Source organism: Mesorhizobium sp. M0522 (assembly GCF_040321085.1).
Taxonomy (GTDB): domain Bacteria; phylum Pseudomonadota; class Alphaproteobacteria; order Rhizobiales; family Rhizobiaceae; genus Mesorhizobium.
In genome coordinates this window covers 222,895-235,467 of record NZ_JAMYQW010000005.1, presented here as the reverse complement: position 1 = coordinate 235,467, position 12,573 = coordinate 222,895, and the positions used below count along the sequence as shown (strand labels likewise).

At 63.2% G+C, this 12,573-nt stretch carries 14 protein-coding genes; 6 read left to right on the top strand and 8 right to left on the bottom strand.

The window, feature by feature from the left end; all coding sequences use genetic code 11:
* Positions 1-3: 3 nt before the first annotated feature.
* A complete protein-coding gene (locus NKI58_RS09480) occupies positions 4-1,107 on the bottom strand; it encodes an NAD(P)/FAD-dependent oxidoreductase (protein ID WP_352786438.1) in 1,104 nt (367 codons plus the stop codon).
* Positions 1,108-1,204: 97 nt separating this feature from the next.
* Here NKI58_RS09480 and NKI58_RS09475 point away from each other — a divergent pair, with 97 nt between their 5' ends.
* Positions 1,205-2,452 (top strand): cytochrome P450, encoded by a 1,248-nt coding sequence (locus NKI58_RS09475; protein ID WP_352786436.1) that lies wholly within the window; start codon positions 1,205-1,207, stop codon positions 2,450-2,452.
* A gap of 22 nt (positions 2,453-2,474) precedes the next feature.
* Here NKI58_RS09475 and NKI58_RS09470 read toward each other — a convergent pair whose 3' ends face one another.
* The 5 genes from NKI58_RS09470 to NKI58_RS09450 form a co-directional block, all read right to left on the bottom strand.
* Positions 2,475-2,825, bottom strand: a complete 351-nt coding sequence (locus NKI58_RS09470; RefSeq protein ID WP_352786434.1) for a cupin domain-containing protein — start codon at positions 2,823-2,825, stop codon at positions 2,475-2,477.
* A gap of 5 nt (positions 2,826-2,830) precedes the next feature.
* The gene (locus tag NKI58_RS09465) at positions 2,831-4,111 is read right to left on the bottom strand and encodes an O-acetylhomoserine aminocarboxypropyltransferase (RefSeq protein ID WP_352786432.1); all 1,281 of its coding nucleotides are present in this window, start codon (positions 4,109-4,111) and stop codon (positions 2,831-2,833) included.
* Between the two features lie 131 nt (positions 4,112-4,242).
* Positions 4,243-4,764: a CoA-binding protein gene (locus NKI58_RS09460; RefSeq protein ID WP_352786430.1), complete on the bottom strand. Its 522-nt coding sequence runs from the start codon at positions 4,762-4,764 to the stop codon at positions 4,243-4,245.
* Between the two features lie 74 nt (positions 4,765-4,838).
* On the bottom strand, positions 4,839-5,261 hold the full coding sequence (locus NKI58_RS09455) for a VOC family protein (protein ID WP_352786428.1): 423 nt from the start codon (positions 5,259-5,261) through the stop codon (positions 4,839-4,841).
* 9 nt (positions 5,262-5,270) lie between these two features.
* Positions 5,271-6,092: an enoyl-CoA hydratase gene (locus NKI58_RS09450; protein ID WP_352456608.1), complete on the bottom strand. Its 822-nt coding sequence runs from the start codon at positions 6,090-6,092 to the stop codon at positions 5,271-5,273.
* Between the two features lie 151 nt (positions 6,093-6,243).
* Here NKI58_RS09450 and NKI58_RS09445 point away from each other — a divergent pair, with 151 nt between their 5' ends.
* The 3 genes from NKI58_RS09445 (at position 6,244) to rpsI (ending at position 7,871) form a co-directional block, all read left to right on the top strand.
* Complete coding sequence (locus NKI58_RS09445) at positions 6,244-6,708, top strand: PaaI family thioesterase (protein ID WP_023674646.1); 465 nt, start codon at positions 6,244-6,246, stop codon at positions 6,706-6,708.
* Between the two features lie 214 nt (positions 6,709-6,922).
* A complete protein-coding gene (rplM, locus tag NKI58_RS09440; protein WP_023674645.1) occupies positions 6,923-7,387 on the top strand; it encodes a 50S ribosomal protein L13 in 465 nt (154 codons plus the stop codon).
* Between the two features lies 1 nt (position 7,388).
* On the top strand, positions 7,389-7,871 hold the full coding sequence (gene rpsI, locus NKI58_RS09435; protein WP_023674644.1) for a 30S ribosomal protein S9: 483 nt from the start codon (positions 7,389-7,391) through the stop codon (positions 7,869-7,871).
* Positions 7,872-7,979: 108 nt separating this feature from the next.
* On the opposite strand, the gene NKI58_RS09430 is transcribed toward rpsI, so the two are convergent.
* The gene (locus NKI58_RS09430; RefSeq protein ID WP_352456606.1) at positions 7,980-8,873 is read right to left on the bottom strand and encodes a LysR family transcriptional regulator; all 894 of its coding nucleotides are present in this window, start codon (positions 8,871-8,873) and stop codon (positions 7,980-7,982) included.
* A 94-nt stretch (positions 8,874-8,967) separates the two neighbouring features.
* Here NKI58_RS09430 and NKI58_RS09425 point away from each other — a divergent pair, with 94 nt between their 5' ends.
* Positions 8,968-9,846, top strand: coding sequence for an aldo/keto reductase family oxidoreductase (locus NKI58_RS09425; RefSeq protein WP_352456605.1), 879 nt, complete (start codon positions 8,968-8,970; stop codon positions 9,844-9,846).
* 355 nt (positions 9,847-10,201) lie between these two features.
* Here NKI58_RS09425 and NKI58_RS09420 read toward each other — a convergent pair whose 3' ends face one another.
* Positions 10,202-11,260: a glycerophosphodiester phosphodiesterase family protein gene (locus NKI58_RS09420; protein ID WP_352456604.1), complete on the bottom strand. Its 1,059-nt coding sequence runs from the start codon at positions 11,258-11,260 to the stop codon at positions 10,202-10,204.
* A gap of 286 nt (positions 11,261-11,546) precedes the next feature.
* Between NKI58_RS09420 and speB the strand changes: the two genes are divergently transcribed.
* Positions 11,547-12,554 (top strand): agmatinase, encoded by a 1,008-nt coding sequence (speB, locus tag NKI58_RS09415; RefSeq protein WP_352449331.1) that lies wholly within the window; start codon positions 11,547-11,549, stop codon positions 12,552-12,554.
* Positions 12,555-12,573 lie beyond the last annotated feature (19 nt).

The window sequence follows — 12,573 nt, the reverse complement described above, 5'->3', positions numbered from 1 at the left end:
CGCTCAGGCCACCTCCGCCCTGAGCCATTTCTTCAGGCCATCGACATCGCCGTTGCCGACGTAGGCCGCAACCCTTCTGCCGACTGCCGCGCCGAACTTGTAGCCGTGGCCGGAGCAGGCCGAGACGACCAGGCATCTGCCTTTCTGGTGAGCCAGGAATTTCTCGTCGGCGGTGAAGGTGTAGGCGCAGGTGACCACTTGGGTGACCTTGTACTCCTCGATACGGGCAATCGGCGGCGAAAACAGGTTGCGGATCGCCTCACCCTCGCCCGGTACCGCCTGACGGTTCCAGTCGGCATCGCTGGTCGGCACCCTGTGCAGGCCTGAGCCGAATTTCATGCCGGCCCCGCCCGAGGGCGGGATGGCGTAGCCATCGACAGTGCCGCCGATGTTGAGGACGACCGGTGCTGCCTGCCAGACCGCTTTCAGGTCCGCCGGCGGTTCGACATAGGCGAGCGCGGTGCGCCAGGTTTTCAGCTCGCCATCCAGCTCCGGGAACAGTTTTAGCGCCCAGGCGCCGGCAGCGACGACGATCCGGTCGGCCTGCATCGTTTCGGCGCCCGCCAGGACGACATGCCCGGCCTCGGCGTCGATCTCGACCACCTTGCTGTTCTCATAGACATTGGCGCCGTTCGCGCGCAGCCACCTGGCGAGGCCCGCAGCGATCTTGCGGCAGTGCAGCGCGCCGCCGTCCGGCGAAAAATACGCATAGCGGAATGAACCAGGTTCTAGGAACGGCCAGCGTTCGACCGCGGCATCCGGCTCGAACAATTCGAACGCGTAGTTCCCGGCTTCCATGCCTTCTCGGTATTCCTCGGCCTCGTCTCCCGGCTGGCGCGAAATGCAGATGAAGCCGCGCGGATCGAGATGGGTTTCACCGAGATCGGCCCACATCTCATCCCAAGCTTCATAGGCTTCGGTGATCAGCCGGCCGTAGCCCGTTCCGGCCCGGTAGGCGCGGCGGATGATGCGATGATGGTCGCCGGAGGCGGCGAGCGGATTGGGGATCGGTCCCTGCTCGACGATCGAGACGAGGTGCCCGGCCTTGACCAGCGACCAGGCCGTGGAAAGCCCGGCAATGCCTGCACCGACCACGATCACATTCATGAAAACCGTCCTTCCGCAACCGCTTCGGCGGCTCACCTCACGGGAGGGCCAACATACGGTCTGGCACCAGACTGGCAAGCCGCGCTAATGATCTGGCATGACCGAATTGAAGCCGCCCTATCTTGCCTTTGATCCAGCCTCCCGCCGCCTGCGGCTCGATCCGCACGAACCGGCTTTTTTCCAGAACCCTTACGAAGCCTATGCCTTCCTGCATGGCGCATCGAACGCCTTCTTCTGGGAGGAGTTTGGTTTCTGGTGCTTTGGCGGCTTCGACGACGTCAACCGGCTGCTGCGCGATCGCCGCTTCGGCCGGCAGAACCCGGCCGGCATTCCGGACAGCCGAGGCATCGGTCAGGACCGCACGCACCTCAGCGCGTTCGACGGCATCGAGGCCAATTCGATGCTGGAGCTGGAGCCGCCTGTCCACACACGGCTCAGAACGCTGGTCAACCGCGCCTTCGTCTCGCGCCAGGTCGAGCGGCTCAGGCCGCGCGTCGAGACGTTGGCCAACGAACTGATCGACCGTTTCGAGCCGGACCGGGTCGACTTGCTGCCGGCTTTCGCCGCTCCCTTGCCGATCACCATCATTGCCGAGATGCTCGGCGTGCCGGTCGACATGGGGCCGCAGCTGCTCGACTGGTCGCATCGGATGGTCGCCATGTACATGCATGGCCGCACCCGCGAGACGGAGGACACGGCCAATCGCGCCGCGCGCGACTTTTCCGATTTTCTGCGCGGCTACGTCGCCGAGCGGCGAAAGAGGCCGGGCGAGGATCTTCTGTCGCTGCTGATTGCGGCACAGGAGGACGGCCAGAAACTGTCGGAGGACGAGCTGGTATCCTCGGCCATCCTTTTGCTCAATGCCGGCCATGAAGCAACTGTCCACCAGACCGGCAATGCGGTGCGCTCGATCCTTGCGCAAGGCGGCGACCCGCGCCGCTTCTTCGCCTCACCGGAAGCAACAGCCGCGACGGTCGAAGAGTGCCTGCGCTTCGACGCGCCGCTGCACATGTTCACGCGCTACGCCTATCAGGAGGTCGAGGCCGGGCCGGGGATCATCGTCCAGCCGGGCGAGACGATCGGGCTGTTGCTCGGCATGGCCAATCGCGACCCTACTGCGTTTGCCGAGCCCCTCGCCTTCAGGCCGGACCGTGCCGACCAGAAGAACGTATCGTTCGGCGCCGGCATCCATTTCTGCATCGGCGCGCCGCTCGCCCGGCTCGAATTGCAGGTGTCGCTGAAAACCTTGTTCGAACGCCTGCCACGGCTCCGTCTTGCCGAACAGCCGCGCTTCCGCGACACCTATCATTTCCACGGCCTGGAAACGCTCGCCGTACACTTCTGAGCATTCGGTCCGGCAGGGGTGATCAAAGCCTAATCACATACTCCTTGCGAGTCGTTTCAAGCACTTCCCAGCTCCCCTTGAAACCCGGCCTCAGCACGAAACTATCGCCGGCTTTGACGGTGCGCGCATCGCCGCCGTCTTCGGCGATCACCGAAACCCCTGACAGGATGTGGCAGAACTCCCATTCGTCATATTCGATGCGCCATTTGCCCGGCGTTGCTTCCCAGATGCCGGCATAAAGGCCACCGTCCTGTTCCTCGACATTCCAGGTGCGGAATTTCGGTTCGCCTGAAATCAGGCGATCCGGCGCCGGTGCGCCATGCTCGGCTTCGACGGCGTCGATGTCGACGGACAGAAATTTCGGCGTGGTCATGGCGATCAAACCTTGGCGAGGGCCTGTTCCAGATCGGCGACGATGTCGTTGACGTCCTCGATACCGACCGAAAGCCTGACCGTGTCCGGCCCCGCCCCGGCGTTGATCTTCTGCTCGTCGGAAAGCTGGCGATGCGTGGTCGATGCCGGATGAATGACCAGCGACTTGGTGTCCCCGACATTGGCCAGGTGCGAGAACAGCTCGAGCGCCTCGACGAACTTGATGCCCGCGGCATAGCCGCCCTTCAGCCCGAAAGTAAACACCGCGCCGGCGCCAAGCGGCGAGTACTTCTTCTGCAGCGCATTGTTCTTGTCGCTGGGCAGGCCGGGATAGGACACCCAGGCGACCTTGGGATGGTTGGAAAGCCATCCGGCGACCGCCGCCGCATTGTCGCAGTGGCGCTGCATCCTGAGCGGCAAGGTTTCCAGGCCGGTCAGGATAAGGAATGCGTTGAACGGCGAAATCGCCGCGCCGATGTCGCGCAGGCCAAGCACGCGAGCAGCGATGGCGAAGGCGAAGTTGCCGAAGGTTTCGTGCAGGACGAGGCCGCCATATTCGGGGCGCGGCTCCGATAGCATCGGATATTTGCCCGAGTTCGACCAATCGAACGTGCCGCCGTCGACAATGGCGCCGCCGATCGAATTGCCGTGACCGCCGATGAACTTGGTCAGCGAATGCACGACGATGTCGGCGCCATGTTCGATCGGCCGCAGCAGATAGGGCGAGGCCAGCGTGTTGTCGACGATCAGCGGCAGGCCGTGCTTGCGGGCAATGTCGCCGATCTTCTCGATATCGACGAAGACGCCGCCCGGATTGGCCAGGCTCTCGATGAAGATTGCCTTGGTCCTGTCGTCGATCTGGCTCTCGAAGGTCGAGATGTCATTGGTGTCGGCCCAGCGCACCTGCCAACCGAAATTCTTGAAGGCGTGGCCGAATTGGTTGATCGAGCCGCCGTAAAGCTTGGTCGCTGAAACGAAATTGTCGCCGGGCTGCATCAGATTGTGGAAGACCAGCACCTGCGCGGCATGGCCGGAGGCGACGGCAAGGCCTGCCGTGCCGCCTTCGAGTGCGGCGATGCGCTCTTCCAGCACCGCCTGGGTCGGGTTCATGATGCGGGTGTAGATGTTGCCGAACGCCTTCAGCCCGAACAGCGAGGCGGCATGGTCGGCATCGTCGAAGACGAAGGAGGTGGTCTGGTAGATCGGCGTCGCTCGCGCGCCGGTCGCCGGATCCGGCTTGGCGCCTGCATGGACGGCGAGCGTATTGAAACCGGGCGTGCGGGCCATCGAATAACCTCCCTCAATGGTGAATGGTGAATGGCAAAGTCGGCCAGCGCCACCTTGATTGCAAGCGGCTCATATGCCGCCTTGCCCGCCTTCCAGAAAAATCCTTCTATTCACCATTCACTATTCACTACCTACTTCTGGCGAACGCCGAAACTCTGGAATCCCGGCCGCATCAGCGGCTTCTTCGACGACAGCACGCCGGAATTGACGCCGGTCCAGCCGATCTCGCCCGACAGCTTGCCATATTCGATCTTGGGGCAACGGTTCATCACCACCTTGATGCCGGCGGCTTCGGCGCGTGCGGCTGCCTCGTCATGGCGTATGCCAAGCTGCATCCAGATGACCTTCGGCAGCGGATCGAGCCGCAGCACCTCGTCGACAACGCCCGGCACAGCAGCGGAAGCGCGAAACACGTCGACCATATCGACAGGTCCTGGAACGTCGGCGAGCCTGGCATAGGTCATCTGGCCTAGAATCGCCTTGCCAGCCTGGCCGGGATTGATCGGGAACACCGAAAACCCTTTGCCGAGCAGATATTTCAGCACGAAATAGCTCGGCCGCACGTCATTGGCCGACGCGCCGACCATGGCGACGGTCTTCACCGAATTGAGGATGCCGGCGATATAGGCGTTGTCATAGGCGTCGTGGTTCATGCCTCGTCATACAGCGCTTCGGAGTGAGGTGCCAACAGCCGCGTCAGTGGCTTGCAATGGGCCAGGGAAAGCCGTCAGGCCGGCAGCGAAATCGATCCGTCTTCCGCGATCGGAAAAGCCGGATTGTGCGCCACTTCCCAGACATGCCCGTCCGCATCGGCGAAATAGCCGTACCAGCCGCCCCAGAAGGCGCGCCCGGCCGGCTTGACGATCTTGCCGCCGGCCTTCTCAGCCGCCGCAAGCACTTCGTCGACCTCGGCGTCAGAGCGGGTGTTGTAGGCGAGGTAGACGGCCGACGGCGCCTTCGAGAAGCTGACGCCCGAATCCTCTTCGGCGCTTGGGCGCGGAAACAAGCCAAGAACAGCGCCGCCCATCTGGAAGAAGGCAACGCCGTCGGTGATCCCGGCATGGCGGGTCAGGCCCATCGCCTCATAGAAGCGCGTCGCACGGTCGAGATCGTCGGTGGCGATGGTGATGATGGAGATGCGCGGTTCCATATCCGCCTCCTATTCCTCCGGCCATTCCGGCTTGCGCTTGCCGATGAAGGCGCCGATGCCCTCTTCCGCATCGCGCGCCAGCATGTTCTCGACCATGACGCGCCCGGTGTAATCATAGGCCTCGGCCAGCCCCATTTCTGCCTGTTCGTAGAAGGCTTCCTTGCCGATCTTGACGACCAGGGAGGATTTGGACGCGATGGTTTGCGCGTATTTGGTGACAATCTGATTCAGATATTCGCGCGGCACGACGCGGTTGACCAAGCCGAATTCCTTGGCGGTTGCCGCATCGATCGTCTCGCCGGTCAAAAGCATCTCCATGGCGTGCTTGCGCGAGACGTTGCGCGACAGCGCCACCATCGGCGTCGAGCAGAACAGTCCGATATTGACGCCAGGCGTGCAGAAGGTCGCCTCGTGCGAGGCGATGGCGAGATCGCAGCTGGCGACCAGCTGCAATCCGGCCGCCGTCGCCAGGCCGTCGACTTCGGCGATCACCGGCTTAGGATGGCGAACGATCGCCTGCATCAGTGAAGCGCAGGCGGAAAACGTCTTTTCGAAGAAGCCCCTGCCGCGATCGGCATCGGCGCGGTGCGCGCTCAACTCCTTGAGGTCGTGTCCGGCGCAGAACACCTTGCCGACCGCCCCGAGCACGATGACGCGGACGGATTTGTCGGCCTTGGCGCGGTCGAGTTCCGCCATCAGCGCCGCCATCACTGCAAGCGAAAGAGCATTGGCCGGCGGATTGGCAAGCGTCAGGCGCAGCACGCCCTTGTCCAGCCTGGAGACGACCGGCCCTTCGGCAACGGCAGGTTTGATGGCAACGATTTCGGCCATGGGGTCATTCCTCCGCGATTCCGGATCGGTGATCGACTAATCTAGTATGCCGGTCTCGCTTCGTCCAACACCCCGCTTCTGCCATAATGAATGGCTGTAGCCAGAAACAGCACGCTACGCTCATACAGGCAGGCGCAAACGAGGGACCGACATGCCTGCCCAAAGCAACCTCAAGCCGGTGCTGACGGCTGCTGATGTCAACGCGCTGATGGCGACCGTTTTCCCGCAACTCAACGACCAGTTCACCTTCTATGAGGCGTTGGAGGTGTTTCCAGGCGGCTGTGTCGTGCGACTCAATGCCGACGAGCGCCATTTGCGTCCCGGCGGCACCGTGTCGGGTTCGGCGCTGTTCACGCTGGCCGACATAGGCGGCTATGTCTGCGTGCTCTCGCATGCCGGACCGGATGCGCTTTCGGTCACCACCAGTCTCAACATCAATTTCGTCCGCAAGGCCGAGGCCGGGCCGATCGACGGCCATTGCCGCATCCTCAAGCTCGGCAAGAGCCTGATGGTGTTCGATATCGACATCGTCGCCGGCCCGGAGGGACACACAGTAGCGCACGCAACGGGCACCTATTCGATCCCGCCAAAGCGGATTGATGGTGTGGTAAAATAATACCTTTAACCCAAGGCATTGTTTTTGCTGGATTTTGATAGCTTGCCGACATTTCACGCGCCTTGACGCAGTCGCCGTCCTCTCCTATAAGCCCTCACGGAACAGCGGCCCGCAAAGGCCGCCGTTTTGTTATTGGCGGCGGGCAAGCGCCTTTCGCCAATCCAAGCAACAAGAAACGCCTTCTTTTGAAGGTCCGAACCGAAAGCAACAATCCATGGCAACCTTTTCGCAGAAGCCTGCGGATGTGGTGAAGAAGTGGGTGCTGATCGACGCCGAGGGTCTCGTCGTCGGCCGTCTCGCCACTGTCATCGCCAATCATCTTCGCGGCAAACACAAGCCCACCTTCACCCCGCACGTCGACGACGGCGACAACGTCATCGTCATCAATGCCGACAAGGTGGTGTTCACCGGCAAGAAGTTCACCGACAAGGTCTATTACTGGCACACCGGCCACCCCGGCGGCGTCAAGGAGCGCACCGCGCGCCAGCTGCTCGAGGGTCGTTTCCCCGAACGTGTCGTCGAGAAGGCCGTCGAACGCATGATCCCGCGTGGCCCGCTCGGCCGTCGCCAGATGAAGAACCTCCGCGTCTATGCAGGCACGGAACATCCGCATGTCGCCCAGCAGCCTGTCGTCCTCGACGTGGCCAAGCTGAACGCCAAGAACAAGAAGGTTTCGTAAGATGGCTGAGCTTTCCTCGCTCGCAGAACTCGGAGCTGCCACCGGCAATACCAACACCCAGCCGGCCGCACCCGTCCACGTCCAGAAACTCGATAAGTCGGGCCGCGCCTACGCCACCGGCAAGCGCAAGAACGCCATCGCCCGCGTCTGGGTGAAGCCCGGCTCCGGCAAGATCGTCGTCAACGACAAGGTGTTCGCCGAATATTTCGCGCGTCCGGTGCTGCAGATGATCCTCAACCAGCCGATCATCGCCGCCAATCGCGCCGGCCAGTACGACATCGTTGCCACCGTCATCGGCGGCGGCCTTTCCGGCCAGGCGGGTGCCGTGCGCCACGGCATCTCCAAGGCGCTGACCTATTACGAGCCGGCGCTGCGCGCCGTGCTCAAGAAGGGTGGCTTCCTGACCCGCGACAGCCGCGTCGTCGAGCGCAAGAAGTACGGCAAGGCAAAGGCCCGCCGGAGCTTCCAGTTCTCCAAGCGTTAAGCGCTGCGCAATTACACGTTTTCGAAAGGCCGCCTCCGGGCGGCCTTTTCCACAAAAAGAGGCACCAATCACCCCATCGGGCGCGGCTCGCACGCATGGTGGCAGACTTCAGGCCTTGATGAAGTCAATGAACGCCCGCAACGGCGCCGGCACGAGGCGCCGGCCGGGATAGTAAAGGAACGGCCCGGAGAAGCTCTGCCACCAGGGTTCAAGCAGCGGTTCGAGCGCCCCGCTCTCGAAGTGAGGGCGTAGCCAATCCTCGAACAGGCTGATGATGCCGGTGCCGGCGATGGCTGCATCGACTTTGAGGTCAGTCGCCCCGCCCAGGGTCACGACAAGCGGCCCCGTCGGGTCGACCCGCACCACCTCGCCGTCGCGCTCGAATTCCCACGGCGGCATCGCACGGCTGGCAAAGCGGCCGCGCAGGCAGGCGTGGCCGAGCAGGTCGCGCGGGTGTTGCGGCCGGCCATGACGATCCAGGTAGGCCGGGCTGGCGGCGATGGCGAAGCGCTGCACGCGCGGTCCGATCGGCACAGCGATCATGTCCTGCTCCAGCCGCTCCTCATAGCGAATGCCGGCGTCGCACCCCGCCGCCAGCACATCGACGAAGCTCTCCTCCGAGATCACCTCCAACCGGATGCCCGGATAGGCGGCGAGAAAAGGCGGAACGATGCTGGGCAGTACCAGCCGCGCCGCGCTGACCGGCACATTGAGGCGCAACGTACCTGCCGGCCTGTCGCGAAAGCCGTTCACTACGTCGAGGGCCGATTCCACCTCGGTCAAGGCAGGACCGAGCCGCGCCAGCAGGCCTTCGCCAGCTTCCGTCAGGACGACGCTGCGGGTCGTCCGGTTGAGCAGCCTGACACCGAGCTGCGTCTCCAGGCGGCGTACCGCCTCGCTCAAGCCGGACGCACTGCCGCCGTTGGCGCGTGCCGCATCGCGAAAGCCTTTGGCGCGCGCTACGGCCACGAAGGCGTTCAGATCCCCGAGATCAATCTGCATTGTTCGTCATTCCGCACAGCCCGTGCGAATTGTACCCAATTATCATGAGATCGGACAGCGTCTATCTCTGCACCATCCCTGAAGGAGAAAGACCATGTCCAGCGTCGACCAGTCCGGCACATTCATCCTCGGCGACCGCAAGGTGAGACGGCTCGGCTACGGTGCCATGCAGCTCGCAGGGCCCGGCGTCTTCGGCCCACCAAAGGACCACGACGCGGCATTGGCCGTACTGCGCGAAGCCGTTGCACAAGGCGTCAACCACATCGACACCAGCGACTTCTATGGCCCGCACGTGACCAACCTGTTGATCCGCGAAGCGCTCGCACCCTATCCCGACGACCTCGTTATCGTCACCAAGATCGGTGCCCGACGCGGCACGGATGGCTCATGGCTGCCGGCCTTCTCGGCAGAAGAGCTGACACAGGCGGTGCACGACAATCTGCACAATCTCGGACTCGACGTGCTGGAGGTGGTCAACCTTCGGGTCATGTTCGACGCGCATGGCCCCGCCGAAGGGTCGATCGAGGCGCCGCTTGCGACGCTTGCCGAGCTCCAGCGACAGGGCCTCGTGCGCCACATCGGGCTGAGCAACGTCACCGCTGCACAGATCGCCGAAGGCCGCAGGATGTGCAGGATCGTCTGCGTGCAGAACCAGTACAATCTGGCGCATCGGGGCGATGATGCCTTGATCAACGATCTCGCCCACGACGGCACCGCCTATGTGCCGTTCTTCCCACTTGGCGGCTTCAACCCGTTGCAGTCGTCGACCTTGTCCAAGGTCGCCGCACGCCTCGGCGCCACGCCCATGCAGGTCGCGCTCGCCTGGCTGCTTCGCCGCGGACCCAACATTCTTCTGATCCCCGGCACGTCTGCCGTCGCGCATCTGCGGGAGAACCTCGCCGCTGCCGACCTCGAACTGTCGGACGATGTCATCAAGGAGCTGGATGGTGTGGCAATGGCGGCCTGCGGGTAGATTACCGAAGGCAGTGATGAGCCAATCTCCCCCAAGTGGGTTCCCTTGCGGGGAAGATTGCCGGCACGACAGCTAAGGCGCGCGACCTTACAGGCGGGACAGCCGAGACGCTGAAGGATCGTCGCATTTTTCTGCCACTACGCCACATTTTGTTCTTGCTTTGTGCCGGCAGCTATGCTACTAATCTGGGTGTGGTGCTAATTGGCTCCAACGACCCGCCCACAGAGGCGGGTTTTCTGTTTCTGGGTTCCTTCGAAAGTTTGGCGCTGCCGGCCTGGGGTCGGCGGGACAGCGCCCTTCTGCCCTGCCGGGCATCGTCCCCACAAGAGGGAGATCCAGTTCTCGCCGCGCCGGTCTAGTTGATGCTGGCCGTGTTGGCCGGCTCGGCCGGGCGCTTCTCACCGGCATAGGGCACGCGAAAACCGTTCGCCGCCAGCCAACTGATGGCGGCCTTCGGTTCGTCGGTTTGGATGATGGTGGCGCCTCGCTCGACCCAGAAACCATAAGTCTCGCGCGGCAGGCTGGCCGCGACCGCCAGCTCGTCGCCGCGGCCGCCGGCGAGGAAGCCGCCCGGCTTGTTGACGATGGCATAGGTGTCGGCCCAGATGTGCCAGTCGCCCCTCACGGCGATCGCGCGCATGCGCGGGCTGAACAGCGGGCCGCCGGTCTCGGTCAGTGTCTCGGCGCCGGCCCGCCAATTGATCAGTTCGATCGCCCGCACCGGGAACGCCCGGCTGACTTTTTCGGCAAACATCGCGTCGTGAACCGCATCGTCGGCAATGATCGGCATGAACTGGAAGCCGCCCTCGATCGCGTCCATGGCGGCCGCAACCGTGGCGATCCTCTCCGCATCCCACAGGTTCTCCTTGACGATCACCTGTTCGGCCATGCCGAGGTCGCGCGCGACCGCGACCATGCCGGCCAGGCTTTCGGTATCGAGCTTGTTATCGAGATTGATGAGGATCCTGTCCCTAGTCGCCATCAACAGCTCGCGCAACGTCGAGACCGTCTCGCCGGTAACGGCGCCGGTGCCTTCGATCACCAACCGGCACGTCTTGAGTTCGGCCAATGTGTGCTTGTCGACCTCACCTTTGCAAGTCGTGGTGCGGTCGAGCCAACTGTCATGCATGACGACGAACTGTCCGTCCTTCGAGCGCCTGATATCGACCTCGACGATTTCGGCGCCCATTGCGATCGACGCCTCGACGGCGGCGATCGAATTTTCGGGATAGAGCGTCTTGCCGGCCTGCATGCCGCCGGCGCGGTGCGCGGCCACCATCACATGGTCGCGCCATTGGTTGGCATGCTCGAAGCGGTCGAGTATCTGCCTCGCGCGCGTTTCGCCTGCCGACGCATGACCAAGTGGGACCGTCAGCGCGACGGAAAGCAGAAGGCTCAGCCAAGTCGTTCGCATGAGAATCGCTCCGTACCGGATCGACACCCGGTTAAGCGACGCTCGTGACACCCCAGTGAACGAAGCCGGCTTGCAAAATGCCGGAAAATCAGGTCAGCGCCGGCCGAAGCAGTCGTCGGCGGCTACTTTCGGTTGCTTGCCAGGCAATCTCCTGGCGAGCCATGCCGGGTTCGCCTGGCGAGCAAGGATTTGTGACCGGATCGAATGGCCATGATCCTCCGCAGGGGTCGCAATTCTGAGAATTATGTCCAATAAGGTTGCGCGTCGACGCACAGGAGATCGCTTCATGCCGCCAAGGACCATCGATCACGCCTTCACCACCCGCTCCAGGACGGGTGCGTCGTTCGAGCCGACCTATGCCGGCGCCCTGTCGTTCATGCGGCGCAAATATTCGAAGGACGTGAAGGACGCCGATGCGGTGGTGTGGGGCATTCCCTTCGACGCTGCGGTCACCAATCGGCCGGGCGCCCGTTTCGGACCGCAGGCAATCCGCCGCGCCTCGGCCATCCTCGACAACGATCCGCAATATCCGTTTTCGCGCGATCTGTTCGAACAGCTTGCCGTGGTCGATTATGGCGACTGCCTGCTCGACAGCGGCAATCACCAGAAGACGCCTGCCACGATCGAACGCGAAGCGGCGAAGATCCTGAAATCCGGCGCCTTTCTGCTGTCACTCGGTGGCGATCACTTCGTCACCTGGCCGCTGCTCAAGGCGCATGCCGCCATCCATGGCCCGCTGGCTCTGGTGCAGTTCGACGCACACCAGGACACCTGGCCCGACGACGGCAAGCGCATCGATCACGGCTCCTTCGTCGGCCGTGCAGTCAAGGAGGGCATCATCGACCCCGACCGGTCGATCCAGATCGGCATCCGCACCCATGCGCCCGACACGTTCGGTATCAAGATCCTGTATGGCCATGAAGTGGAGGAAATGCGTGCGTCGGACATCGCGTATGCCATCGTCGACCGTACGGGCGGCAAGAAGACCTACGTTACTTTCGACATCGATTGCCTGGACCCGGCTTTTGCGCCCGGCACCGGAACGCCGGTCGCGGGAGGCCCGTCTTCGGCAAAGATCCTGTCGGTGCTGCGCCAGATCAACCAGCTCGATATCGTCGGCGCCGACGTCGTCGAGGTTGCGCCAGCCTATGATCACGCCGATATAACGGCAATTGCCGGGTCGATGGTGGCCATGCACTATCTCGGGCTGTTGGCGGAACGAAAGGCCCGACTCGAAGAAATGAACCAGGGCAATCACGGCGTCGCCGGATTGAATCAGGCAAGCGGCATATAGCTTTGAGATAACAGGAATT

Bases quoted from the DNA above. Each gene is read 5' to 3' on its own strand.
- rpsI (WP_023674644.1), top strand. From the start codon at position 7,389: ATGGCTGAGCTTTCCTCGCTCGCAGAACTCGGAGCTGCCACCGGCAAT.
- NKI58_RS09475 (WP_352786436.1), top strand. From the start codon at position 1,205: ATGACCGAATTGAAGCCGCCCTATCTTGCCTTTGATCCAGCCTCCCGC.
- NKI58_RS09460 (WP_352786430.1), bottom strand. From the start codon at position 4,764: ATGAACCACGACGCCTATGACAACGCCTATATCGCCGGCATCCTCAAT.
- NKI58_RS09450 (WP_352456608.1), bottom strand. From the start codon at position 6,092: ATGGCCGAAATCGTTGCCATCAAACCTGCCGTTGCCGAAGGGCCGGTC.
- NKI58_RS09425 (WP_352456605.1), top strand. From the start codon at position 8,968: ATGTCCAGCGTCGACCAGTCCGGCACATTCATCCTCGGCGACCGCAAG.
- NKI58_RS09420 (WP_352456604.1), bottom strand. From the start codon at position 11,260: ATGCGAACGACTTGGCTGAGCCTTCTGCTTTCCGTCGCGCTGACGGTC.
- NKI58_RS09455 (WP_352786428.1), bottom strand. From the start codon at position 5,261: ATGGAACCGCGCATCTCCATCATCACCATCGCCACCGACGATCTCGAC.
- speB (WP_352449331.1), top strand. From the start codon at position 11,547: ATGCCGCCAAGGACCATCGATCACGCCTTCACCACCCGCTCCAGGACG.
- NKI58_RS09480 (WP_352786438.1), bottom strand. From the start codon at position 1,107: ATGAATGTGATCGTGGTCGGTGCAGGCATTGCCGGGCTTTCCACGGCC.
- NKI58_RS09465 (WP_352786432.1), bottom strand. From the start codon at position 4,111: ATGGCCCGCACGCCCGGTTTCAATACGCTCGCCGTCCATGCAGGCGCC.
- NKI58_RS09470 (WP_352786434.1), bottom strand. From the start codon at position 2,825: ATGACCACGCCGAAATTTCTGTCCGTCGACATCGACGCCGTCGAAGCC.
- NKI58_RS09445 (WP_023674646.1), top strand. From the start codon at position 6,244: ATGCCTGCCCAAAGCAACCTCAAGCCGGTGCTGACGGCTGCTGATGTC.
- NKI58_RS09430 (WP_352456606.1), bottom strand. From the start codon at position 8,873: ATGCAGATTGATCTCGGGGATCTGAACGCCTTCGTGGCCGTAGCGCGC.
- rplM (WP_023674645.1), top strand. From the start codon at position 6,923: ATGGCAACCTTTTCGCAGAAGCCTGCGGATGTGGTGAAGAAGTGGGTG.